We start from the raw sequence: 21,825 nt of genomic DNA, 5'->3' as shown, positions 1-21,825 counted from the left end.
CGCCCGCCTGATGGATGCGAGTTTATTTCTTTCGATGTTAGGTTTTCTGTGGGTTGCCGCGATCACACCTGGCCCCAACAATATGTTACTGACCACTTCCGGTGCCAACTTTGGCTTTATGCGTTCACTGTTGCTGATGATTGGCATCATGCTCGGCATGCAAAGCATTTTGCTGCTGGTGGCGTTCGGCGTCGGCAGCCTGATTCTGGTTTATCCGGCGCTGCATCTGGTGCTGAAAATTCTCGGTAGCCTGTATCTGCTGTGGCTGGCATGGAAAGTGGCTACAGCCGCTTATGAAAAGCTGGAAACCGACGTGGCACCGCCCAAACCGATACGGCTCTACCAGGGGTGGCTGCTACAGTTCCTTAATCCCAAAGCCTGGCTGATGGCGCTGGGGGCGGTGGCCAGCTTCAGCCTGGCGGGTGCTCAATACAACGCCTCGATTCTGGCGATCTCACTGGGCATATTCGTGGTGAACATCATTGCCGGCGTGATTTGGTTGGGATTTGGCACGGTGATTGGCCGACTGCTGCGCAGCAAAAAGGCCTGGATCATTTTTAACGTTTCTATGGGGTTGCTCACCGCGGCCTGTGTGTTACTCATCTGGCATTAAGGAATTGCGAATGGCAGAAAATTACTTCCATATTGCGGCCTTCACCGGTAAAGGGTTTCGGGGCAATCCGGCCGGCGTCTGCCTGCTGAAGCAGCCGTTGTCGGTTGCGGAGATGCAGGCTATCGCCAATGAACTGAGCCTGCCGGAAACCAGCTTTGTCTGGGACGATGGCGATATGTCGGCCATCCGTTGGTTTACTCCCCAGCGAGAAGTCGATTTGTGCGGTCATGGCACGCTGGCGGCGGCACACGTGATGTTCAGCGTGGTGAACCCGGCGCTGCAGGATATTCGTTTCCGCTCGGCGAGCGGCGACCTGTACGTTAAACGCGACGCCGAAGATGGCGAACGCCTGGTCCTGGATTTCCCGTCCCGGCCGCCGCAGAAGGTTGTGGAGCCTGAAGGGTTGGCGGCGCTGCTGGGGGCTAATCCGCAGGAAGTGTGGCAGGCCAATGCGCTGTTGGTGGTATTGGAAAACGAAGCGCAGGTCAGGGCATTACAGCCGGATATCCCGGCACTGATTGCCCTGGTCGGCCGGGCAGTGATTGTCAGCGCTCCGGGTGAGGCGGTGGATTTTGTCTCGCGCTATTTTACCCTCGACGGCGGCGAAGACCCGGTGACCGGCTCCGCACACTGCACGCTGATGCCCTACTGGAGCGCACGTCTTGGTCGCCATCAGCTGCACGCCCGGCAGATTTCGGCGCGCGGCGGCGAGTTGTTCTGTGAGCTGAAGGGCGATCGCACCTTGATTGGCGGCTATGCGCACACGTTTTTGCGTGGGGAATTGAGCTTGTAATCAGGCTGAGCCACGCTCAACCAGCCGCCACTCAAGCACTTCATTGCGCGGTGGTTGTTGCGGATTTTTGATTTTTTCCAGCAGCAACTGCACGCTGCGCACGCCGAACTGGTGCATCGGTTGTTCGACGGTGGTCAGCGGTGGCGTGGTGACGGCCCCGAATGGCACGCCGTCAAAGCCCATTACCGCGACATCTTCGGGAATGCGCAATCCCTGTTGGTGCAGGGTGCTCATCGCCCCACCGGCGATCACGTCGGAGATGGTGAATACCGCATCCGGTCGCGGCCCGGCATCCAGCAGGCGAGCCATGGCCAACGCACCGGCGGCATATTCCAACCCCTCGACGTATTCCACCTGACAATAGTCGAATCCGGCTTCGGCCAGCGCCTGTCGATAACCTTGCTCTCGCTGCTGCGAGTAGAGATAGCGCATGTCGCTGTTGATCAGGGCAATACGTCGTCGACCCCGTGCAGCTAAATAACGCACGCCGGCCCTCGCCGCCTGATGGTTGTCGATGGTGACTGAAGAGGCACGGAACTCGGGATCGCCTTCGCCGCATTGTACCCAGGGAAAATCGCCAATCATTGCGGTCAGGCCGGGCAGGCAACTGACGGCGTCCATGGTAATCACGCCGTCGACCACTTTACCGCTCAGCAGGCTGAGATAGGCGGACTCCCGGGTTGGATTGGATTCGGAGTTGCACAGCAAAATGTGGTAGCCGTGGCGTTCGGCTTCTTCTTCGATACCGCGTACTACCAGGGAACAAAAAGGATTGGTGATACTGGAAACCAGTACCAGCAGCATACGGCTACGCGAAGTGCGTAGCTGACGCGCCAGCAGGTTGGGTTGGTAGTCGCATGCGCGGATCGCCGCCAGTACCTTGTCGCGAGTGGCCGGTTTGACGATTTGCTGGCCGTTCAATACCCGTGAGACCGTCGCGGCAGAGACGCCGGCGAGTTTCGCCACCTTTTCGATCGACATGGTTTGCTGTTCCTTCTGCCCAATTGCCCCGCACAATATGCCCAAGCGCGGCAAAAAGTCTGCGCCTGGCCTCAGGATTGTGATGTGGGTTACAAATTCATCTTATCAGCCCCTTTCAACAGATTAATCAGGTTGCCGAAAAAAAGAAATCGATTACATTTTGCTCATGGTGAAAATGAAATCGATTACATTTTGCGATTTCACGTTATTTCGCTGAACCCATAATCTGAAAAGAGGGGGCGGATGCAGGTGCAACTGAGAGTAGCGGAAAACAGTGATCGCCAGGCGGTCGCACAACTGATTCATCTGTCGACCAATGCCTGGTATCAACGCCACGGCATGGGCGCCATCTTTTCCGCAGCACCGACCAGCTGCGGGCTGTTTGTTGACGTCTATCGCCATCTGGATCCCGGACAGCACTGGGTTGCGCACGATGAACAGGGCGTGCTGTGCGGTTCCTGCTTCTTTCACCCGCGTGAAACTCATCTCGGGCTGGGCATCATGAATGTACATCCCGACTACTTTGGTCGTGGTATCGCCGTGCAGCTGATGGCGAAAGCCGACGAACTGGCGGGATCGCTACCTATACGCCTGATTTCCAGCGCGTTAAATCTGGACTCCTACGCGTTGTACCACCGTGCCGGTTTTACGCCCTATGCGATTTACCAGGATATGACGATACCGGTGCCGGTAGAGGGATTTTCCTTCCCCAGTCTGACGCGCGGCAGAGTGCGCGCCGCCCGGCCAGATGATCTGCCAGGCATCCTGCAGTTGGAACGAATGCTGTTGGGCATCGAACGTCGGCGCGATATTGACTACTTCCTCAATGACGCCAGCGGGCTATGGCGGACTGCCGTGTGGGAACTTGACGGCAGCATGGGCGGTTATCTGACCTCGGTGGCGCATCCGGCTTCCCGCCTGTTGGGGCCGGGCTGTAGCCACAGCGAAGAGATTGCCCTGGAGTTGATCGGTTGGATGCTGGATCGCCACCATCGCGGTACCACGCCGGTGGTGCTGGTACCGGCGCAACGTTCCGCCCTCAGTCAGGTGCTGTTGCAGTGGGGCGGGCGGATTTGTGAATTGCATTTGGCGCAGGTGAAAGGCCGTGCGCTACAACCCGGCGGTGTGGTTATGCCGTCCTTCCTGCCGGAAAGCGGTTAGACAACACCACAACAAGACCAATGGGGGAATTATGCAAACTGACAGCGCGGTCCTGGGGACCAAAAGCGTCACATTCAAATGGGTGGTGCCGCGGTTGGCACTGATGATGTTTCTGCAGTTCTTTGTTTGGGGGGCGTGGTACGTCACGCTCGGCGTAGTGATGGGTAAGTTCGGCCTGGCGGCGATCATCGGCGATGCTTACTCGACCGGGCCGATCGCTTCGATTCTGTCACCGTTTGTGCTGGGCATGCTGGTCGATCGCTTCTTCGCCTCGCAGAAGGTGCTGGGGGTGCTGCATCTGATCGGTGCCGGGTTGTTGTGGCTGATGCCCGGCTTCTTCAGCAGTGGACAGAGCGGCCTGTTGTGGATCATTTTCGGTTATATGTTGTGTTATATGCCGACTATCGCCCTCAGCAACAACGTGGCGTTTTATAGCCTGAGCAACAGCGAAAAAGCCTTTCCTGTGGTGCGGGCGTTCGGCACCTTTGGCTGGATTGTCGCTGGGCTGATCGTCGGTGCCAGCGGATTGTCAGACAGTACCGGTATTTTCACACTGGCGGCGGTGGCCTCGTTGGTGTTGGCCATTTACAGCTTCACCTTGCCACACACACCGGCACCGGAACGCGGCAAACCGATAAAAATGCGTGACCTGCTGTGTGCCGATGCTTTCGCCATGCTCAAGCAGCGACACTTCCTGGTGTTTATCATCTGCGCGACGCTGATCTCTATCCCGCTGGCGGCCTACTATGCCTATGCCGCGCCTTTCATCGCGGCGACCGGTTTCAGCAATGTCGGCGGGGTGATGTCGCTGGGGCAGATGTCCGAACTGTTCTTTATGCTGCTGATCCCGTTTCTGTTTGTACGGCTGGGCATCAAGGTGATGCTGCTGATTGGCATGTTGGCGTGGTTCCTGCGCTACGTGATGTTTGCGCTGGGGATTACCGAAGAACTGCGCTGGATGATTTACCTCGGCATCATTCTGCACGGTATGTGCTACGACTTCTTTTTCGTGATCGGTTTTATCTACACCGACAAGGTGGCCGGTGACAAGGTCAAGGGCCAGGCCCAGAGTCTGCTGGTGTTGTTCACCTATGGTCTGGGCATGTTGATCGGTTCGCAAATCAGCGGTGCACTGTTCAATCGTTTGGTGACGGCGGAAGGGGCGGCAGCGCTGCCACAGTGGCAGAGTTTCTGGTGGTATCCGGCCATCGGTGCGCTGGCGATCGCGGCACTGTTCTTCTTCACCTTCAATTACCGGGAAATCCCGCAGGGGGAGCAACGCGATGACTGATTTGCGTGTGCTGGTGGTGGGCTGCGGCAATATGGGGGCTTCACATGCTGAAGCCTATCACGATATGGACGGCGTCGAGATTTGCGGCTTGGTGGCGCGCGGTGATTCCCGACATCGGCTCAATACCCGGTTGGGGGGCGGTTACCCGGTGTTCAGTGATTTCGCCCAGGCGCTGACGGTGACGCGTCCGGATGCGGTTTGCCTGACCACCTGGCCAGATACCCATGAAGCCTACGCGTTGGCGGCGCTGGCTGCCGGTTGCCATCTGTTCATTGAAAAACCGCTCGCCACTACCCTGGTCGGTGCGGAGCGAGTGATTGCCGCCGCGCGGGCCGCCGGGCGGCAACTGGTGGTCGGCTATATTCTGCGTCACCATCCGTCATGGCAACAATTTGTCGAATTGGCCCGTGACCTGGGCAAACCGCTGGTGATGCGCATGAACCTCAATCAACAGAGTCACGGTGCGATGTGGGATGTGCACCGCAATTTGATGCAGTCGCTGTCGCCGATTGTCGACTGTGGCGTGCATTACCTTGACGTGATGTGCCAGATGACCCAGTCGGAGCCGGTCAGCGTCAGCGCCATCGGAGCACGACTGAGTGAGGAGCTGCCGCCGGAAATGTACAACTATGGCCAGTTACAGGTGCGTTTTGCCGATGGCTCCGTTGGCTGGTACGAAGCCGGCTGGGGGCCGATGATCAGCGAAACCGCCTACTTCGTCAAAGACGTGATTGGACCGCGTGGCTCAGTCTCGATCGTCGCGCGGCAGGCGGATGCGGATTCAGATAACGTCGACGGCCACACCCGTACCGACTCGTTGCGTATCCACAGCGCGGCGTTGGATAGCACTAATCAGTTTCTCCAGTCGGACCGCTGGATTGACTGTCAGGACGAACCGGACCATTTGGCGCTGTGCCTGAGCGAGCAGCGCTATTTTCTTCAGGCGATCCAGGACGGGTTGGATCTCGACCGGCATTGGCAGGATGCCCTGAACAGCCTGCGGGTGGTACTGGCGGCGGACGAAGCGGTGCGCAGCCGGCAAACAGTAATGTTAGGGAGGTCATCAGCATGAAAACCATTCAGGGGCCGGGGCTGTTTCTGGCCCAGTTTATCGGCCCGCAGGCGCCGTTTGATTCGCTGGACGGGTTGGCCGCTTGGGCCGCCGGGCTGGGGTTTAAAAGTCTGCAGATCCCGACCACGTCTCCCACTATTTTTGATCTCAAGCGGGCGGCCCACAGTCAGGAGTATTGTGACGAGGTGCGCGCGTTGCTGGCGGGGCACGGCCTGACGATCTCCGAGTTATCCACCCATTTGCAGGGGCAACTGGTGGCGGTGCATCCGGCTTACGATCCGGCTTTTGACGGCTTTGCTCCGGTTCAGGTGCGCGGCAATTCTCAGGCCCGGCAAGCATGGGCAACGGAGCAATTGCTGATGGCAGCACAGGCATCGCAGAGGTTGGGATTAGCCGCACACGTGACTTTTTCTGGCGCGCTGGCCTGGCCCTATTTTTACCCTTGGCCACCGCACAATGCGCTGTTGCTGGAGGAAGCCTTCGGGCAACTGGCACAGCGTTGGCGGCCGATCCTCGATGCTTTTGACGACGTCGGTGTTGACCTTTGCTATGAACTGCACCCAGGGGAGGATCTGCATGACGGTGTGACCTTTGAGCGCTTTCTACGGCAGGTTGGCAATCACCCGCGTTGCCATATCCTGTATGACCCCAGCCATCTGCATTTGCAGCAGATGGACTATCTTGGCTTTATTGATGTTTATCACCCGCGCATTCGGGCGTTTCACGTCAAGGATGCTGAGTATCGGCCCAATGCTCGCAGCGGCGTGTACGGCGGTTATCAGCCGTGGCTGGAAAGACCCGGACGCTTTCGTTCACTCGGCGATGGGCAGATCGACTTCCCGGCAATTTTCAGCAAGCTGGCGCAGTACGATTTTCCCGGCTGGGCCACGCTGGAGTGGGAGTGCTGTCTGAAATCGCCGGAGGCCGGTGCGCGGGAAGGGGTTGAGTTTATCGCCCGCCATATTATTCCGGTCGCTGAGAGGGCGTTTGATGATTTTGCCGCCGTCAGCGGTGAACGCAATCAGGTCAGACAGATGTTGGGTATGGGAGAGCAACCATGAGATTACGCTTGGGGATGGTCGGCGGTGGCGAAGGGGCCTTTATCGGCGCAGTGCATCGTCTGGCGGCGCGGATGGACGATGAGTTTGAGCTGGTAGCCGGGGCTTTCTCTGCTGATTGGGAAAATTGTCGCCGCACCGGCGAACGGCTACACCTCGACCCACAGCGCTGCTATCACGATTTTAAGCAGATGGCGCAGGCAGAGGCGGCGCGCGAAAACGGCATCGATGTGGTGGCTATCGTCACCCCCAATTATCTGCATGCGCCGGTGGCGACCGCGTTTCTTAACGCCGGCATCGACGTCATCTGCGACAAGCCTCTGTGCAACAGCTATGCCGAGGCGTTGCAGTTGGCCGAGACGGTGCAGCGTAGCGGAAAGCAGCTGATATTGACCCATAACTACAGTGCCTATCCGTTGGTGCGCGAGGCGCGTAGTCGGGTATTAGCCGGTGAATTGGGGGCGATCCGCTTTATCGAGGTGGAGTATTTGCAAGAATGGCTGGCGCAGCCGCTGGAACTGACCGACAACAAGCAGGCTGGCTGGCGTTCCCAGCCAGAAAAGGCCGGGGCCGGCTGTATTGGTGATGTGGGTACCCATGCCTGGCAGTTGGCGCACTTTGTCAGCGGCCTGTTGCCGCAGGCGATCAGCGCCGAACTCACTGCGTTTATTGCTGGGCGTCAGGTAGACGACGATGTGCGGGTGCAGATGCGCTACGCCAACGGTGCCAGAGGCCGACTGTGGGCCAGTCAGGTGGCTTGTGGCCATGAGAACGGCCTGCGGTTGAGAGTCTATGGTAGCGACGGCAGCCTGGAGTTTTGTCAGGAACAACCGAATCAGCTGTGGATGCGGCCCCGGGATGCGCCAGCCTATTGCATAACCCGCGCCTCTTCATTCCAGTATGTGGAGAACCGTTCACTGGCACGGGTACCGGCAGGGCATCCTGAAGGCTATCTGGAAGGATTTGGTCAGATTTACCGCGAGGCGGCGGCACGATTGCGGGATGGGTCGCAGGCGGCTCCCCTGTTACCGGGGATTGAGACCGGGGTGCAGGGCATGGCATTTATCGATGCTGCCCAACGTAGCAGTGCTGCCGGCGGGCAATGGATCGACCTGAATTAATTTATATTCCCATAAGTAATAACGCAGTTTTTTTTATTCTTTTATAGCTCGTCACCGCTCAGATAAAACTGTCAGCAACTGAACAGACTTTTATCAACGGAGCGATCATGGCGAGCAAACACTTTTCATTACGCGGCGCGGCACTGCTGGTGTTATCACTTGCTGCGGCTAACGCCTATGCGGTGGACGTGACCGTGGCGTACCAGACTTCGGCGGAACCCGCCAAGGTGGCGCAGGCGGAAAACAGCTTCGCCAAACAGTCCGGTGCCACCGTTGACTGGCGTAAATTCGACAGCGGCTCCAGCGTGCTGCGTGCTTTGGCCTCCGGTGACGTGCAGATCGGTAATATCGGTTCCAGCCCACTGGCGGTGGCCGCCAGCCAAAAACTCCCTATCGAAGTCTTCCTGATCGCCTCCCAGCTCGGCAGCTCCGAAGCCCTGGTGGTGAAGAAAGAGATCAAAACCCCGCAGGATTTGATCGGCAAGCGAATCGCCGTGCCCTTTATCTCAACCACTCACTACAGCCTGCTAGCCTCGCTCAAGCACTGGGGCATCAAGCCTGAGCAGGTCAAAATTCTCAATCTGCAACCGCCGGCCATTGCCGCTGCCTGGCAGCGCGGTGACATCGACGGGGCCTACGTCTGGGCGCCGGTAGTCAATGAATTAGCCAAGCAGGGCAAGGTACTGACCGATTCTGCCCAGGTTGGACAATGGGGCGCGCCGACGCTTGACGTCTGGGTGGTGCGCAAGGACTTTGCCGAAAAACACCCGGAAGTGGTGACCGCCTTTGCCGCCAGCGCATTGAACGCCCAAAAAGCCTATCTGGCGCAGCCGGAGCAGTGGCTGAAGGATAAAGGCAATCTCAACACGCTGTCCCGTTTGAGCGGTGTGCCGGAGGAACAGATACCGGTGCTGGTGAAGGGCAATACCTATTTGCCGGTGGCGGAGCAAATAACCCAACTTGGCCAGCCGGTGGACAAGGCTATCCGCGATACCGCCGAGTTCCTTAAACAGCAGGGCAAAATTCCGCAGGTCGACGGTGATTACAGTGCCTACGTCACCGATCGCTTTGTGAAACAGGTGCAGGCTGCGCCGCAGTCGTAAGGGAGCAGCATGTTAAACGTTAATCACCTTTCAGCAGAGTATCAGGGGCGCCCTGCGCTGCGCGACGTCTCTTTCCAGATTGACGCCGGGCAACTGGTGGTGGTGCTCGGGCCCTCGGGCTGTGGCAAAACCACGCTGCTGAATTTGATCGCCGGGTTTATCGAGCCTTCAGCTGGCAGCATCACGCTTGACGAAGTTCCCGTAAAAGGCCCCGGAGCCGAACGGGGCGTGGTGTTCCAGCATGAAGGTTTACTGCCGTGGCGCAACGTGGTGGATAACGTGGAGTTTGGTCTGCAACTGGCCGGTGTCGGCAAACAGCAGCGACGTCAGGTGGCACAAGAGATGTTGCAACGCGTCGGATTGGCCGGCTATGAACAGCACTTTATCTGGCAACTCTCCGGCGGCATGCGTCAGCGGGTAGGGATTGCCCGTGCGCTGGCTGCCGATCCGCGCCTGTTGCTGCTGGATGAGCCGTTTGGCGCGCTGGATGCATTTACCCGCGAACAAATGCAGGAACTGCTGTTGACCATTTGGCGGGATACCGGCAAACAGGTGCTGCTGATCACCCACGATATTGAAGAAGCGGTGTTTCTGGCCAGTGAACTGCTGTTGCTGTCGCCGGGACCGGGGCAGGTGGTGGAGCGCCTGGCGCTTAACTTCGGCCAACGCTATGCCAACGGCGAGGCGTGCCGTTCGATCAAGTCCGACCCTGAATTTATCGCGCAGCGCGAATATGTGCTGGGCAAAGTCTTCCAACAGCGCGAGGCCTTGCTATGAGCCTGCATTCCGCCCTCAAAGAAGTTGTTCAGCCGCAGGCTGCCGCCCCGACGCGCCGTTTTAGCGTGCCGCGTAACCTCTGGCTGAGCAGCGCCACCCTGCTGGTGGTATTGGCCATCTGGTGGGGCGTGACCGCGCTGAACCTGATCAGCCCGTTATTTCTACCGGCACCGCAGCAGGTGCTGCATCAACTGATTACCATCGCCAGCCCGCAAGGCTTTATGGACGCCACGCTATGGCAGCATTTGGCCGCCAGCCTGGGGCGCATTCTGGTGGCGCTGTTGGCGGCGGTGATTATCGGTGTACCTGTGGGTATCGCCATGGGGCTGAACGATACGGTGCGCGGCATTCTCGATCCGTTGATTGAAATTTACCGCCCGGTGCCGCCGCTGGCCTATTTACCGCTGATGGTGATTTGGTTCGGCATTGGCGAAACCTCGAAAATCTTGCTGATTTATCTGGCGATCTTCGCCCCGGTGACGCTGTCTGCCGTAGCCGGTGTGCGCAGTGTGGCGCAGGTTCGCGTGCGGGCCGCCCGTGCGCTGGGTGCAAATCGTTGGCAGTTGCTGCGTTTTGTGGTGCTGCCTAGCGCCTTGCCGGAGATTTTAACCGGCATCCGCATTGGGCTGGGAGTCGGTTGGTCGACGCTGGTGGCCGCAGAACTGATCGCCGCCACCCGCGGCCTGGGATTTATGGTGCAATCCGCCGGTGAGTTTCTGGCTACCGACGTGGTGCTGGCCGGTATCGGTGTGATTGCGATTATTGCATTTGGGCTGGAGCTGGGGCTGCGCGCCCTGCAGCGCCGATTGACCCCGTGGCACGGAGTAAACCAATGAACGAACGTTTAAGTATCACCCCGTTGGGGCCTTATATCGGTGCGCTGGTGGAAAACGTTAATCTGGCACGCCCCCTGGGTGATGGCCAATTCGAACAGCTCTACCATGCATTGCTGAAACATCAGGTGCTGTTTCTGCGTAATCAGCCGATCACCCCGTTGCAACAGCGGAATTTGGCCGGTCGCTTCGGCGACCTGCATATTCACCCGGTCTATCCGCAAGCCGCCGATGTGAAAGAGATTATCGTGCTGGATACCCATGACAATAATCCGCCGGACAATGATAACTGGCATACCGACGTGACCTTTATCGAGAATCCTCCGCTGGGGGCGATACTGGCGGCGAAAACCCTGCCTTCCACCGGTGGCGATACGCTGTGGGCCAGTGGTATCGCGGCCTATGAAGCGCTGTCTGAGCCGTTCAGGCAACTGTTGGCCGGGCTGAAGGCGGAGCATGATTTCACCAAGTCATTCCCGGAACACAAGCATCGCGGCAGCGAAGAACAGCGCCAGCGCTGGCAGGTAGCGGTACAGAAAAATCCGCCGTTGCTGCATCCGGTAGTGCGCACGCATCCGGTCAGCGGCCGGCAGGCCCTGTTCGTCAATGAAGGTTTTACGACGCGGATTGTTGATCTGGCACCGAAGGAAAGCGACGCGCTGCTGAACTTTCTGTTCGCCCACATCACCAAGCCGGAGTTTCAGGTGCGTTGGCGTTGGCAGGAAAATGACATTGCCATCTGGGATAACCGCGTGACGCAGCATTACGCCAACGCGGATTATCTGCCGCAGCGGCGCATTATGCACCGCGCGACCATTCTGGGGGACAAGCCTTTCTACAAGGCTTAAAGGTCAAACTCGTTGGTGAACTGTTCCAACTGCTCTTGCGCATCCAGCCAGGTCATTTCCGTTTCTTCCAACGCGGACTTGGCCTGGCTTTGCTGTTGCAGACAAAGCGTCAAATCGGCCTTGCGGCTGATGTCGTACAACGCGGAGTCCGCCAGCTTCTCTTCCACCGCCGCCAGTTCGGCACTCAGTTTTTCCATCTGCTGTTCCAGCTTGGCGATCTGCTTGCGCAGCGGCTGAGTCTGGCTGCGGAACTCGGCTTCCCGACGTTTCTGATCTTTACGGGCCTGCGCGCTGTTGGCGTTGTTTTCCCTGTCCGGCGCGTCCTGCTGGTTTTCCTGACGTTGCAGGTCAACCAGCCATTGCTGATAGTCGTCCAAATCGCCGTCGAACACTTCCACCTGGCCATCGTGCACCAGATAGAGATCGTCAGTGGTGGAGCGCAACAGGTGACGGTCGTGCGAGACCACCACTAACGCGCCTTCAAAGTCGATCAGCGCTTCGGTCAGCGCCTGACGCATATCCAGATCCAGGTGGTTGGTCGGTTCATCGAGCAGCAGCAGGTTAGGGCGCTGCCAGACAATCAGCGCCAGCACCAACCGCGCCTTTTCGCCACCGGAGAAACGTTCGGTAATCTCGGTGACCTTATCGCCCTGGAAGCCAAAACCGCCCAAATAGTCGCGCAACTGCTGCTCCAGCACCCGCGGGGCGATGCGGCTCAGATGCTGCAACGGGGATTCGTCGGCGCGCAAGAACTCCAACTGATGCTGGGCGAAGTAACCCAGCTTGATGCCTTTCGCCAGACCAATCTCACCGCTCAGCGGCTCCAGCGAACCGGCCAGCATTTTGATCAGGGTGGATTTACCGGCGCCATTACGGCCCAGCAGACCGATACGTGAGCCGGGCACCAGGTTCAGTTTGATCGAGTTCAGGATCACCTTGTCGCCATAACCGGCGCTGACCTTCTCCATGCGCAGCAGCGGGTTCGGCAGGCTTTCCGGCTGGCGGAAGCTGAAGCTGAACGGGTTATCGACGTGGGCCGGTGCAATCAGCTCCATGCGTTCAAGCATTTTGATACGGCTTTGCGCCTGCTTGGCCTTGGTGGCCTGCGCGCGGAAGCGGTCAATGTAGCTTTGCAGATGCGCTACCTTCTCCTGTTGGTTCTGGTACAGCGCCTGCTGCTGTGCCAGTTTGGTCGAACGTTGACGTTCGAACGAGGAGTAGTTACCGGTATATTCGTTAATGGTTTCTTGTTCGATATGCAGAATCTTATCGACGATCGGATCAAGGAAATCGCGGTCGTGCGAAATCAGCACCAGCGTGCCTGGGTAGCTTTTCAACCAGCGTTCCAGCCAGATCACCGCGTCCAAATCCAGGTGGTTGGTCGGTTCGTCGAGCAGCAGCAGGTCTGAACGACAGACCAACGCTTGTGCCAGGTTAAGGCGCATACGCCAGCCGCCCGAGAAGGCGCGTACCGGATTGAGCAACTGTTCGTTGGAAAAGCCCAGGCCGTGCAGCAGGCTGGCGGCGCGAGAACGGATGGTCCAGGCATCAAGGGCATCCAGTTTACCGTGCAATGTGGCGATGGCGTGGCCGTCGTTTTTATCATTCGCCACCTGCAATTCGGCTTCAAGCTGGCGGAATTCGCGGTCGCCGTCGATCACATACTCAAGCGCAGGCACGTCCAGCGCCGGTGTTTCCTGATTAACCCAGGCCAGGGCCCAGTTGCTTGGAAAGGTGTAGCTGCCGCCGTCCGCGGCCATCTCGCCCTTCAGCAATGACAGCAACGTGGATTTGCCGCAGCCGTTTTTACCCACCAGGCCGACCTTCTGACCTGGATTAACCGTCGCCGTGGCGTTGTCCAACAGGACGCGGGTGCCGCGTCGGATTTGTAGCGAGGAAAATACAATCATAAAGTGCCGTATGTTCAGAGTATGTTAAATTGAGTGAGTTCTAAGTTAACAGGACGCAGACTGTCCTATTATTAGTCTTTGCGGAGCATGGTAACGGAAAACCGCTACCCTGACGACGCTTTGGAGGGGAATGATGTCGCAGCCGCCGAAGGTCTTGCTGCTGTATGCCCATCCGGAATCCCAGGACTCGGTCGCGAATCGGGTTTTGCTTCGACCGGCACAGCAGTTGGAACATGTCACCGTGCACGATTTATACGCGCACTATCCTGATTTTTTTATTGATATTCACCACGAACAACAACTGCTGCGTGAACATCAGGTCATTGTTTTTCAACATCCTCTCTATACCTACAGTTGCCCGGCCCTGCTGAAAGAATGGCTGGATCGCGTGCTGTCGCGTGGTTTTGCCAGCGGCATGGGGGGCAATGCGCTGGCGGGAAAATACTGGCGTTCGGTGATCACCACCGGTGAACCGGAGGGCGCCTACCGTACCGGCGGTTATAACCGCTATCCGATAGAAGATATTTTACGCCCGTTTGAGTTGACCGCCGCCATGTGCCATATGCACTGGCTGACGCCGATGCTGGTGTATTGGGCGCGTCGGCAGAAGCCAGAGGTGCTGGAAAGCCATGCCACGGCGTATGGCGACTGGTTGCGCAACCCGCTGCCACACGGAGGGAGGTAAACATGGAAGGCTCAACCTTACTGACCGCAATTTTACTGTTTCTGTTCGCTGCGGTGGTCACGGTGCCGATTGCACGCCGCCTGGGTATTGGCGCGGTCTTGGGCTACCTGATTGCCGGCATTGCCATCGGCCCCTGGGGGCTGGGCTTCATTCGCGACGTCGACGAGATCCTGCACTTTTCCGAACTGGGCGTGGTGTTTCTGATGTTTATCATCGGCCTGGAGCTGAACCCCAGCAAGCTGTGGGAGTTGCGGCGTTCAATCTTTGGCGTCGGTGCCGGACAGGTGCTGATCACCGCCGCGGTGCTGGGGGCCTTGCTTTATCTGACCCATTTTGCCTGGCAGGCCGCCGTGATAGGCGGTATCGGGCTGGCGATGTCGTCAACCGCCATGGCGTTGCAGCTAATGCGCGAGAAGGGCATGAACCGCAATGAGGGCGGCCAACTGGGGTTCTCGGTGCTGCTGTTCCAGGATATGGCGGTGATCCCGGCGCTGGCGCTGATCCCGATCCTCGCCGGGGCCGGGGGCAGCAGTGACGACTGGGCACAAATTGCACTCAAGGTGGCGGCGTTCGGCGGCATGCTGATTGGCGGGCGGTTCCTGTTGCGGCCACTGTTCCGCTATATCGCCTCTTCCGGAGTACGCGAAATCTTCACCGCTGCCGCTCTGCTGGTGGTGTTGGGGGCGGCGATGTTTATGGATGCGCTCGGCCTGTCGATGGCGCTCGGCACCTTTATCGCCGGCGTGTTGCTGGCGGAGAGTGAATATCGCCATGAGCTGGAGATTTCAATCGAGCCATTCAAGGGGCTGCTGCTGGGGCTGTTCTTTATCTCGGTGGGCATGGCGTTGAATATCGGCGTACTCTATACCCATCTGGCCGAAGTGCTGCTGGGCGTGGTGCTGCTGGTGGCGATCAAGTCGGGCGTCCTGTATTCGCTGTCGCGTATTTTTGGCCTGCGCAGTTCGGTGCGTTTGCAGTTTGCCGGCGTGCTTAGCCAGGGCGGCGAGTTTGCCTTCGTACTGTTTTCGGCGGCGGGCACGCAGAAGGTGCTGCAGCCCGATCAACTCGCGCTGTTGCTGGTGGTGGTGACCTTGTCGATGATGACTACGCCGCTGTTGATGCAAATTATTGACCGTATTCTGGTGCGCCGATACAACGCCAGGGATGAAGACGAAGAGACACCCTATGTGGAGGACGATGACCCGCAGGTGATCATCGTCGGCTTCGGGCGTTTTGGTCAGGTGATCGGCCGATTGCTGATGGCCAACAAGATGCGCATCACCGTATTGGAGCGCGATGTCAGCGCCGTTGGCGTGCTGCGCCGCTACGGTTACAAGGTATATTACGGCGACGCCACCGAGCTGGAGCTGCTGCGTGCGGCCGGTGCGGCGAAGGCCAGGTCGATCGTGATCACCTGTAATGAGCCGGAAGACACTATGGAAATTGTGCGGCTGTGTCAGCAGCATTTCCCCGATCTGAGCATTTTGGCGCGAGCGCGCGGTCGTGTTGAAGCGCACGAATTGCTGCAGGCCGGGGTCAAGCAGTTCAGCCGCGAAACCTTCTCCAGCGCGCTGGAACTGGGGCGAAAGGCACTGATGGAGTTAGGTATGCATCCGCATCAGGCCTATCGTGCGCAACAGCACTTCCGCCGGCTGGACATGCGTATGCTGCGTGAATTGATGCCGCCGCATCACGGCGATGTGGCGCAAATTTCCCGCGTGAAAGAAGCGCGGCGTGAGTTGGAAGAACTTTTCCACCGAGAAATGCAAAAAGAGAGTCGCCAGTTCGACGGCTGGGATGAATACGAATAATTTGGAGCACTGATATGTCTGCAACACGTAAAAGATTTATCGCCGGAGCAGTCTGCCCGAGCTGTAAGGCTATGGATACGCTGGCAGTTTGGCGTGAAGACCAGGTCGAAGTGGTGGAGTGCGTCAAGTGCGGCCATCACCAGCGACAGACCGAAGAACAGGTGGAAAAGCACGTCCGGCCGCAGGAGCAGGTGATCGGTATTTTCCATCCGGAGTAGCGTTATCGGGCGCGATTTTTTATGCTGAAGGGTACAGCGGGAAAGATTTCCGATACAATCTGTCCGGTTAAGGCGCGGCCCCCATGACGGTTGCGTCCAAGTATCCAACGGTAGGAGATATCATGAAAGTAGCAAAAGACTTGGTGGTCAGCCTGGCTTACCAAGTACGTACAGAAGACGGTGTGTTGGTTGATGAGTCTCCGGTGAGTGCGCCGCTGGACTATCTGCATGGGCATGGTTCACTGATTGCGGGTCTGGAAAAAGCACTCGAAGGCCACGAAGCGGGCGACCGTTTTGACGTGAATGTTGGCGCTAACGATGCGTACGGCAACTACGACGAAAACCTGGTGCAGCGCGTGCCGAAAGACGTCTTTATGGGCGTTGACGAGTTGGAAGTGGGTATGCGCTTCCTGGCTGATACCGATCAGGGCCCAGTGCCAGTCGAAATCACCGAAGTGGACGGCGACCACGTAGTGGTTGACGGTAACCACATGCTGGCGGGTCAGAACCTGAACTTCAACGTGGAAGTTGTCGCGATCCGCGAAGCTACCGCTGAAGAACTGGCGCACGGCCACGTACATGGCGAGCACGATCATCATCACGACCATGAACACGGTGAAGGCTGCTGCGGCGGTCATGGCCATGACCACGATCATGACCATGCACACGACCAGGCTCCGGCCAAGAAAGGCGGTTGCGGTAACGGCGGTTGCGGTTGCCACTAATCGCAATGCTGTAACGGCAAAAAAAAGGGCGGCCCTGGGGCTGCCCTTTTTTATTGTTTATCAATAATGTGGCGGCGGAGTCTCTTCCGACTGCGAAGCTATCATCGACGTCTGGCTCGAACGCAGTTTATCGGTCAGCACGCGCAGGTGCTCTTGTAATTTCAGCATTTCAAACTGGTGCTGCACCACGATCTGATTGAGCTCTTCGATGGTGACTTCCTGGAAGGCCTGGCGGCTCTCCAGCTCTTCCAGCCGCAGTAACAGGCTGTGGTTATCGGCGTTGTGCATGGTGCTACCTCTGACGCGGTTTAATCCTGAATCTGACGCTATGTTAACAGCTGCTGCCGGCTTTGCGCTGCGCTATTTCACCCCGTTTCATGGGGGCGATAACCGCACGCGTCATAGCACTGTGTAAAGTGCTGAAAAATAGAGCGCTTACCATGGGCGGATTTGTTACCGTTGGGCGTCGGATGATGGAAAAATCTGATTTATCATACGGGTAGCACATTAAACGAAACTTCTGTTTAAAGCTGGAGTCACACTTTGACTCGATTGGTTACCTGTGTGACTGTTTTGTTTTGTTTCGGACAGCTATAGTAGCCCGGTTATCTTACTTAATGATTGTTTGGGGCATCGCTTCAGACACTGGAGAAATGGATGAAATCTTTGTTTAAAGTCACGCTTCTGGCAACCACCATGGCTTTTGCTTTGAATGCGACCCAGGTTATGGCTGCTGATGCAGCTAAACCAGCAGAAGCGGCTAAAGCTGCCGACGCGGCACCAAGCACTGGCAAGTTCAAGAACGATGACGAGCAAGCGGCTTACGCACTGGGTGCATCCCTGGGCCGTTACATGGACAACTCGCTGAAAGAGCAAGAAAAACTGGGCATCAAACTGGATAAAGACCAGTTGATCTCAGGCGTTCAGGACGCTTTTGCCAACAAGAGCAAGCTGAACGATGCAGATATCGAAAAAACCCTGCAAAGCTTTGAAGCACGCGTGAAGGCTTCCGCTCAGGCGAAGATGGAGCAGGATGCGAAAGATAACGAAGCGAAAGGCACCAAGTACCGTGATACCTTCGCTAAAGAAAAAGGCGTGAAGAAAACCGAGTCTGGCCTGCTGTATCAGGTAGAGAAGCCAGGTGCCGGCGCGGCGCCTAAAGACAGCGATACCGTTGTGGTGAACTACAAGGGCACCCTGACCGACGGTACCGAGTTTGACAACTCCTACACCCGTGGTGAGCCACTGTCATTCCGTCTGGACGGTGTGATCCCAGGCTGGACTGAAGGCCTGAAACACATCAAGAAAGGCGGCAAAATCAAGCTGGTTATCCCACCGGCGCTGGCCTACGGTAAAACTGGCGTCCCGGGTATTCCGGCTAACTCCACTCTGGTGTTCGACGTTGAGCTGCTGGATGTGAAAGCCGCGCCGAAAGCGGACGCCAAGGCTGAGAAACCGGCTGACGCAGCGGCCGATGCCAAAGCGCAGTAAGTCTGCCTGAGCCCCACACCGCCGCGAACATTCTTCGCGGCGGTGTTCATTTCAACCTGCCAAATCAGGCGTAACTTTCACTTCCTCCCCCACTGATCGCTTGACGCCTGCCGGGCATCGGGCTTAACGTCAATACCACGCGCAAACGCAAGGACTTTACTCTGGCTGTTTTGCTAGACTAATTATCCGGACTTATAAGTCATGCGCCTGCCCCTTAGGGCGTGTACCTAAAACTGTTCCTGGTCGTCAAGGCCGGCGGACGCACATCGTGCTGTTTCAGACTGATATCAGCCAGCCACCCTGCGTAATCACAAGGGTGTGCCGCCTGTGGAAGGGAACCCGCACGAGCAGTTTTAGCTGCGCCCCCTGGCACAGGCGATCTTTGAGGGTGGTATTTTCGATGTCTAATTCGCTTTTATCCAGCGAAGCCAGCGAACTTGATTTGCTGAACGAACGTCCGTTTACCCAAACGGATCATGAAATTTTGAAGTCTTACGAAGCGGTAGTTGATGGCCTGGCGATGTTGATCGGCGGGCACTGTGAGATCGTGCTGCACGCACTGGAAGATTTGAAATGCTCGGCGGTACGTATTGCCAACGGTGAGCATACCGGGCGGCAAATCGGTTCGCCGATTACCGATCTGGCGCTGCGCATGTTGCACGATATGGCTGGTAATGACAGTAGCGTATCGCAGGCCTATTTTACTCGCGCCAAGAGCGGTGTGCTGATGAAGTCGGTGACTATCGCCATCCGCAATCGCGAGCAGCGAGTGATCGGCCTGCTGTGTATCAACATGAACCTCGACGTGCCTTTCTCGCAGGTGATGCAGACATTTATGCCGCCGGAAACCCAGGAAGTGGCCCCTTCGGTCAACTTTGCGTCCTCCGTTGACGATCTGGTGGCACAAACGCTGGAGTTCACCATCGAAGAAGTTAATGCCGATCGTAACGTCTCCAACAATGCCAAAAATCGTCAGGTGGTGCTGAACCTCTATGAGAAGGGCATTTTTGATATCAAGGATGCGATTAATCAGGTGGCAGATCGTCTGAATATCTCCAAGCACACCGTCTATCTGTATATCCGCCAGTTCAAAAGCGGCGATCTGTTGGGAACTGAACGCTGATGCTGGATTACTGCCTTGTGGTCACCGGTCCGGCGTATGGCACCCAGCAGGCCAGTAGCGCCTATCAGTTTGCTCAGGCTTTGCTGGCGAAAGGGCACCGTCTCTCCAGCGTGTTTTTTTACCGTGAAGGGGTGTTGAACGCCAACCAGCTGACGGCACCTGCCGGTGATGAGTTTGATTTGGTCCGTGGCTGGGTACAATTGGCGCAGCAGCATGGCATCGAGCTCAATGTCTGCGTTGCCGCTGCGTTGCGACGTGGGGTGACCGATGAGCAGGAGGCTGCACAACAGGGGTTGCCCGCGGCAAACCTCCAACCGGGTTTTATCCTCAGCGGGTTGGGCTCACTGGCCGAGGCTGCGCTGAGCAGTGACCGCCTGGTGCAGTTCTGAGAGAATCTATGAAACGAGTTGCTTTTGTTTTTACCCAGGGCCCTCACGGCAGCGCCGGCGGCAGGGAAGGGCTGGATGCGTTACTGGCCACCTCGGCGCTGAGCGAAGATCTGGGCGTGTTTTTTATCGGTGATGGCGTATTGCAGCTATTGCCGGGGCAGCAACCGGAAAAAATTCTGGCTCGCAATTACATCGCCACCTTTGGTGTACTGCCATTGTATGACGTTGAACGCTGCTATCTGTGCCAGGCATCCTTGCAGGAGCGCGGTCTGAGTCAGGTAACTGACTGGGTGCTGGACGCCGAGGTATTGGCACCGGACGCGCTGGGCCAACTATTGGCCGGCTATGATGCGGTGATGACTTTTTAGGAAACCTGATGCTGTATACCCTTAGCCGTTCCCCCACTCAATGCGATTTGCCTGCACTGCTGCGCCTGACGGCAGCGGGCGACGACCTGCTGCTACTACAGGATGGTGTGCTGGCCGGCCTGGCCGGTAGTGCGCATCTTGAATTGCTGCTTAATGCCCCCATATCCCTTTATGCACTGCAAGATGACCTGGAAGCCAGAGGCTTGGTTGGTCATTTTTCGCACAAAATCACTGTCATCGGCTATAATCACTTCGTTGAATTAACCGAAAAGCATCGCAGTCAAATGTCCTGGTGATGAGAGTAATGTTGTATATTTCTTGACACCTCTACTGCTCAGCCATAAAATTCTGCGTCCCGTACTTTGCCTGTAGTGCATACGGGGGGATTTATCACATGTTTACGAAGCAACAAACGAAGCAAAAACCAGGAGCTTTTTAATGGCAACAATTAATCAGCTGGTACGCAAACCACGCTCTGTGAAGGCTGCTAAAAGCAACGTTCCAGCGCTGGAAGCTTGCCCGCAGAAACGTGGCGTATGTACTCGCGTATATACCACCACTCCTAAGAAACCAAACTCCGCACTGCGTAAAGTATGCCGTGTGCGTTTGACTAACGGTTTTGAAGTTACCTCCTACATCGGCGGTGAAGGTCATAACCTGCAGGAACACTCCGTGATCCTGATCCGTGGCGGTCGTGTAAAAGACTTGCCAGGTGTGCGTTACCACACCGTCCGTGGTGCACTTGACTGCTCCGGTGTTAAAGACCGTAAGCAAGCTCGTTCCAAGTACGGCGTGAAGAAGCCAAAGGCTTAATGGTTCTCCGTTAAGTAAGGCCAAACATTTTCACTTTAATGTCAAAATAAACTCGTAGAGTTTTGGACAATCCTGAATTAACAACGGAGTATTTCCATGCCACGTCGTCGCGTAATCGGCCAACGTAAAATCCTTCCAGATCCTAAGTTCGGATCCGAACTGTTGGCCAAATTTGTAAACATCCTGATGGTAGATGGTAAAAAATCTACTGCAGAAGCAATCGTCTATACCGCGCTGGAAACCCTGGCTCAGCGTTCTGGTAAAGATCACCTGGAAGCTTTTGAAGTAGCTCTCGACAACGTTCGCCCGACTGTAGAAGTTAAGTCGCGCCGCGTTGGTGGTTCTACTTATCAGGTACCAGTTGAAGTCCGCCCGGTCCGTCGTAATGCTCTGGCAATGCGCTGGATCGTTGATGCTGCTCGTAAACGCGGTGATAAATCCATGGCTCTGCGCTTGGCGAACGAACTTTCTGATGCAGTTGAGAACAAAGGTTCTGCTGTTAAGAAACGTGAAGACGTTCACCGTATGGCAGAAGCCAACAAGGCGTTCGCCCACTACCGCTGGTAATTGCCACGCAGTAGTTATGCTAACCAAGCGGGCGCTTCAAGAAGCCAACCCGCTTGGGTTAACTGAACTTGAAC

25 protein-coding genes are annotated in these 21,825 nt (G+C 57.0%); 22 read left to right on the top strand and 3 right to left on the bottom strand.

Annotated elements, in window-relative coordinates; translation table 11 throughout:
• The first annotated feature begins 10 nt into the window (after nt 1-10).
• Both ACSOSI_RS24125 and ACSOSI_RS24120 read left to right on the top strand, forming a co-directional pair.
• Nucleotides 11-613 carry a LysE family translocator gene (locus ACSOSI_RS24125; RefSeq protein ID WP_012147253.1) on the top strand — a complete coding sequence of 201 codons (603 nt, stop codon included), beginning with the start codon at nt 11-13 and terminating at the stop codon, nt 611-613.
• 10 nt (nt 614-623) lie between these two features.
• Entirely contained in the window at nt 624-1,406 is a 783-nt protein-coding gene (locus tag ACSOSI_RS24120) for a PhzF family phenazine biosynthesis protein (protein WP_017894266.1), read from the top strand.
• On the opposite strand, the gene ACSOSI_RS24115 is transcribed toward ACSOSI_RS24120, so the two are convergent.
• A complete protein-coding gene (locus ACSOSI_RS24115; protein WP_012147251.1) occupies nt 1,407-2,387 on the bottom strand; it encodes a LacI family DNA-binding transcriptional regulator in 981 nt (326 codons plus the stop codon).
• A 243-nt stretch (nt 2,388-2,630) separates the two neighbouring features.
• On the opposite strand from ACSOSI_RS24115, the gene ACSOSI_RS24110 reads away from it, so the two are divergent.
• The 9 genes from ACSOSI_RS24110 (at nt 2,631) to tauD (ending at nt 11,651) form a co-directional block, all read left to right on the top strand.
• Nucleotides 2,631-3,548 (top strand): GNAT family N-acetyltransferase, encoded by a 918-nt coding sequence (locus tag ACSOSI_RS24110; protein WP_476706265.1) that lies wholly within the window; start codon nt 2,631-2,633, stop codon nt 3,546-3,548.
• A gap of 31 nt (nt 3,549-3,579) precedes the next feature.
• On the top strand, nt 3,580-4,839 hold the full coding sequence (locus ACSOSI_RS24105) for an MFS transporter (protein ID WP_115183622.1): 1,260 nt from the start codon (nt 3,580-3,582) through the stop codon (nt 4,837-4,839).
• Complete coding sequence (locus ACSOSI_RS24100) at nt 4,832-5,911, top strand: Gfo/Idh/MocA family protein (RefSeq protein WP_012147247.1); 1,080 nt, start codon at nt 4,832-4,834, stop codon at nt 5,909-5,911. Before ACSOSI_RS24105 ends, ACSOSI_RS24100 begins: the two co-directional genes overlap by 8 nt.
• Nucleotides 5,908-6,972, top strand: coding sequence for a sugar phosphate isomerase/epimerase family protein (locus ACSOSI_RS24095; RefSeq protein ID WP_476706264.1), 1,065 nt, complete (start codon nt 5,908-5,910; stop codon nt 6,970-6,972). The genes ACSOSI_RS24100 and ACSOSI_RS24095 overlap by 4 nt, the downstream gene beginning before the upstream one ends.
• Nucleotides 6,969-8,090, top strand: a complete 1,122-nt coding sequence (locus ACSOSI_RS24090; RefSeq protein WP_476706263.1) for a Gfo/Idh/MocA family protein — start codon at nt 6,969-6,971, stop codon at nt 8,088-8,090. The genes ACSOSI_RS24095 and ACSOSI_RS24090 overlap by 4 nt, the downstream gene beginning before the upstream one ends.
• Nucleotides 8,091-8,197: 107 nt before the next feature.
• Nucleotides 8,198-9,193, top strand: coding sequence for a taurine ABC transporter substrate-binding protein (tauA, locus tag ACSOSI_RS24085; RefSeq protein WP_017894260.1), 996 nt, complete (start codon nt 8,198-8,200; stop codon nt 9,191-9,193).
• Between the two features lie 9 nt (nt 9,194-9,202).
• Complete coding sequence (gene tauB / locus ACSOSI_RS24080; RefSeq protein ID WP_017894259.1) at nt 9,203-9,970, top strand: taurine ABC transporter ATP-binding subunit; 768 nt, start codon at nt 9,203-9,205, stop codon at nt 9,968-9,970.
• Nucleotides 9,967-10,806, top strand: a complete 840-nt coding sequence (gene tauC, locus ACSOSI_RS24075) for a taurine ABC transporter permease TauC (protein WP_012147242.1) — start codon at nt 9,967-9,969, stop codon at nt 10,804-10,806. The genes tauB and tauC overlap by 4 nt, the downstream gene beginning before the upstream one ends.
• A complete protein-coding gene (tauD, locus tag ACSOSI_RS24070; protein ID WP_476706262.1) occupies nt 10,803-11,651 on the top strand; it encodes a taurine dioxygenase in 849 nt (282 codons plus the stop codon). The genes tauC and tauD overlap by 4 nt, the downstream gene beginning before the upstream one ends.
• On the opposite strand, the gene ACSOSI_RS24065 is transcribed toward tauD, so the two are convergent.
• Nucleotides 11,648-13,561 carry an ABC transporter ATP-binding protein gene (locus tag ACSOSI_RS24065; protein WP_476706261.1) on the bottom strand — a complete coding sequence of 638 codons (1,914 nt, stop codon included), beginning with the start codon at nt 13,559-13,561 and terminating at the stop codon, nt 11,648-11,650. The two genes, tauD and ACSOSI_RS24065, sit on opposite strands and share 4 nt — an antisense overlap.
• 133 nt (nt 13,562-13,694) lie before the next feature.
• On the opposite strand from ACSOSI_RS24065, the gene kefG reads away from it, so the two are divergent.
• The 4 genes from kefG (at nt 13,695) to slyD (ending at nt 17,000) form a co-directional block, all read left to right on the top strand.
• A complete protein-coding gene (gene kefG / locus ACSOSI_RS24060) occupies nt 13,695-14,246 on the top strand; it encodes a glutathione-regulated potassium-efflux system ancillary protein KefG (protein ID WP_012147239.1) in 552 nt (183 codons plus the stop codon).
• 2 nt (nt 14,247-14,248) lie between these two features.
• Nucleotides 14,249-16,057 (top strand): glutathione-regulated potassium-efflux system protein KefB, encoded by a 1,809-nt coding sequence (gene kefB, locus ACSOSI_RS24055; protein WP_012147238.1) that lies wholly within the window; start codon nt 14,249-14,251, stop codon nt 16,055-16,057.
• 14 nt (nt 16,058-16,071) lie between these two features.
• Entirely contained in the window at nt 16,072-16,275 is a 204-nt protein-coding gene (locus ACSOSI_RS24050; protein ID WP_012147237.1) for a YheV family putative zinc ribbon protein, read from the top strand.
• Nucleotides 16,276-16,397: 122 nt separating this feature from the next.
• Nucleotides 16,398-17,000 (top strand): peptidylprolyl isomerase, encoded by a 603-nt coding sequence (gene slyD, locus ACSOSI_RS24045; RefSeq protein WP_012147236.1) that lies wholly within the window; start codon nt 16,398-16,400, stop codon nt 16,998-17,000.
• Nucleotides 17,001-17,060: 60 nt separating this feature from the next.
• On the opposite strand, the gene ACSOSI_RS24040 is transcribed toward slyD, so the two are convergent.
• Nucleotides 17,061-17,288, bottom strand: coding sequence for a SlyX family protein (locus ACSOSI_RS24040; RefSeq protein WP_012147235.1), 228 nt, complete (start codon nt 17,286-17,288; stop codon nt 17,061-17,063).
• A 369-nt stretch (nt 17,289-17,657) separates the two neighbouring features.
• Here ACSOSI_RS24040 and fkpA point away from each other — a divergent pair, with 369 nt between their 5' ends.
• From fkpA to rpsG, 7 genes are all read left to right on the top strand, one after another.
• Nucleotides 17,658-18,491 (top strand): FKBP-type peptidyl-prolyl cis-trans isomerase, encoded by an 834-nt coding sequence (fkpA, locus tag ACSOSI_RS24035; protein ID WP_261409398.1) that lies wholly within the window; start codon nt 17,658-17,660, stop codon nt 18,489-18,491.
• Nucleotides 18,492-18,891: 400 nt separating this feature from the next.
• Complete coding sequence (locus tag ACSOSI_RS24030; protein ID WP_012147233.1) at nt 18,892-19,614, top strand: helix-turn-helix transcriptional regulator; 723 nt, start codon at nt 18,892-18,894, stop codon at nt 19,612-19,614.
• Nucleotides 19,614-20,003, top strand: a complete 390-nt coding sequence (gene tusD / locus ACSOSI_RS24025) for a sulfurtransferase complex subunit TusD (RefSeq protein WP_017894253.1) — start codon at nt 19,614-19,616, stop codon at nt 20,001-20,003. Before ACSOSI_RS24030 ends, tusD begins: the two co-directional genes overlap by 1 nt.
• A gap of 8 nt (nt 20,004-20,011) precedes the next feature.
• Complete coding sequence (tusC, locus tag ACSOSI_RS24020) at nt 20,012-20,371, top strand: sulfurtransferase complex subunit TusC (protein WP_476706260.1); 360 nt, start codon at nt 20,012-20,014, stop codon at nt 20,369-20,371.
• A gap of 8 nt (nt 20,372-20,379) precedes the next feature.
• Entirely contained in the window at nt 20,380-20,667 is a 288-nt protein-coding gene (gene tusB, locus ACSOSI_RS24015) for a sulfurtransferase complex subunit TusB (RefSeq protein WP_112363684.1), read from the top strand.
• A gap of 142 nt (nt 20,668-20,809) precedes the next feature.
• Nucleotides 20,810-21,184: a 30S ribosomal protein S12 gene (rpsL, locus tag ACSOSI_RS24010; RefSeq protein WP_004930426.1), complete on the top strand. Its 375-nt coding sequence runs from the start codon at nt 20,810-20,812 to the stop codon at nt 21,182-21,184.
• 96 nt (nt 21,185-21,280) lie between these two features.
• Nucleotides 21,281-21,751 carry a 30S ribosomal protein S7 gene (gene rpsG, locus ACSOSI_RS24005; protein WP_012147229.1) on the top strand — a complete coding sequence of 157 codons (471 nt, stop codon included), beginning with the start codon at nt 21,281-21,283 and terminating at the stop codon, nt 21,749-21,751.
• The last annotated feature ends 74 nt before the right edge of the window (nt 21,752-21,825 follow it).

This window comes from Serratia sp. AR11, from assembly GCF_056376275.1.
The sequence above is the reverse complement of the archived record's forward strand: the minus strand, read 5'-3'. Positions and strand labels throughout refer to the sequence as shown.

What these genes read in the sequence shown, in the direction of transcription:
- tusC (WP_476706260.1), top strand. Translation starts at nt 20,012, where the DNA reads ATGAAACGAGTTGCTTTTGTTTTTACCCAGGGCCCTCACGGCAGCGCC.
- rpsL (WP_004930426.1), top strand. Translation starts at nt 20,810, where the DNA reads ATGGCAACAATTAATCAGCTGGTACGCAAACCACGCTCTGTGAAGGCT.
- kefG (WP_012147239.1), top strand. Translation starts at nt 13,695, where the DNA reads ATGTCGCAGCCGCCGAAGGTCTTGCTGCTGTATGCCCATCCGGAATCC.
- tauD (WP_476706262.1), top strand. Translation starts at nt 10,803, where the DNA reads ATGAACGAACGTTTAAGTATCACCCCGTTGGGGCCTTATATCGGTGCG.
- slyD (WP_012147236.1), top strand. Translation starts at nt 16,398, where the DNA reads ATGAAAGTAGCAAAAGACTTGGTGGTCAGCCTGGCTTACCAAGTACGT.
- tusB (WP_112363684.1), top strand. Translation starts at nt 20,380, where the DNA reads ATGCTGTATACCCTTAGCCGTTCCCCCACTCAATGCGATTTGCCTGCA.
- kefB (WP_012147238.1), top strand. Translation starts at nt 14,249, where the DNA reads ATGGAAGGCTCAACCTTACTGACCGCAATTTTACTGTTTCTGTTCGCT.
- ACSOSI_RS24030 (WP_012147233.1), top strand. Translation starts at nt 18,892, where the DNA reads ATGTCTAATTCGCTTTTATCCAGCGAAGCCAGCGAACTTGATTTGCTG.
- fkpA (WP_261409398.1), top strand. Translation starts at nt 17,658, where the DNA reads ATGAAATCTTTGTTTAAAGTCACGCTTCTGGCAACCACCATGGCTTTT.
- tauC (WP_012147242.1), top strand. Translation starts at nt 9,967, where the DNA reads ATGAGCCTGCATTCCGCCCTCAAAGAAGTTGTTCAGCCGCAGGCTGCC.
- ACSOSI_RS24090 (WP_476706263.1), top strand. Translation starts at nt 6,969, where the DNA reads ATGAGATTACGCTTGGGGATGGTCGGCGGTGGCGAAGGGGCCTTTATC.
- ACSOSI_RS24120 (WP_017894266.1), top strand. Translation starts at nt 624, where the DNA reads ATGGCAGAAAATTACTTCCATATTGCGGCCTTCACCGGTAAAGGGTTT.
- rpsG (WP_012147229.1), top strand. Translation starts at nt 21,281, where the DNA reads ATGCCACGTCGTCGCGTAATCGGCCAACGTAAAATCCTTCCAGATCCT.
- ACSOSI_RS24065 (WP_476706261.1), bottom strand. Translation starts at nt 13,561, where the DNA reads ATGATTGTATTTTCCTCGCTACAAATCCGACGCGGCACCCGCGTCCTG.
- ACSOSI_RS24040 (WP_012147235.1), bottom strand. Translation starts at nt 17,288, where the DNA reads ATGCACAACGCCGATAACCACAGCCTGTTACTGCGGCTGGAAGAGCTG.
- ACSOSI_RS24115 (WP_012147251.1), bottom strand. Translation starts at nt 2,387, where the DNA reads ATGTCGATCGAAAAGGTGGCGAAACTCGCCGGCGTCTCTGCCGCGACG.
- tauB (WP_017894259.1), top strand. Translation starts at nt 9,203, where the DNA reads ATGTTAAACGTTAATCACCTTTCAGCAGAGTATCAGGGGCGCCCTGCG.
- ACSOSI_RS24050 (WP_012147237.1), top strand. Translation starts at nt 16,072, where the DNA reads ATGTCTGCAACACGTAAAAGATTTATCGCCGGAGCAGTCTGCCCGAGC.
- tauA (WP_017894260.1), top strand. Translation starts at nt 8,198, where the DNA reads ATGGCGAGCAAACACTTTTCATTACGCGGCGCGGCACTGCTGGTGTTA.
- ACSOSI_RS24125 (WP_012147253.1), top strand. Translation starts at nt 11, where the DNA reads ATGGATGCGAGTTTATTTCTTTCGATGTTAGGTTTTCTGTGGGTTGCC.
- tusD (WP_017894253.1), top strand. Translation starts at nt 19,614, where the DNA reads ATGCTGGATTACTGCCTTGTGGTCACCGGTCCGGCGTATGGCACCCAG.
- ACSOSI_RS24105 (WP_115183622.1), top strand. Translation starts at nt 3,580, where the DNA reads ATGCAAACTGACAGCGCGGTCCTGGGGACCAAAAGCGTCACATTCAAA.
- ACSOSI_RS24095 (WP_476706264.1), top strand. Translation starts at nt 5,908, where the DNA reads ATGAAAACCATTCAGGGGCCGGGGCTGTTTCTGGCCCAGTTTATCGGC.
- ACSOSI_RS24110 (WP_476706265.1), top strand. Translation starts at nt 2,631, where the DNA reads ATGCAGGTGCAACTGAGAGTAGCGGAAAACAGTGATCGCCAGGCGGTC.
- ACSOSI_RS24100 (WP_012147247.1), top strand. Translation starts at nt 4,832, where the DNA reads ATGACTGATTTGCGTGTGCTGGTGGTGGGCTGCGGCAATATGGGGGCT.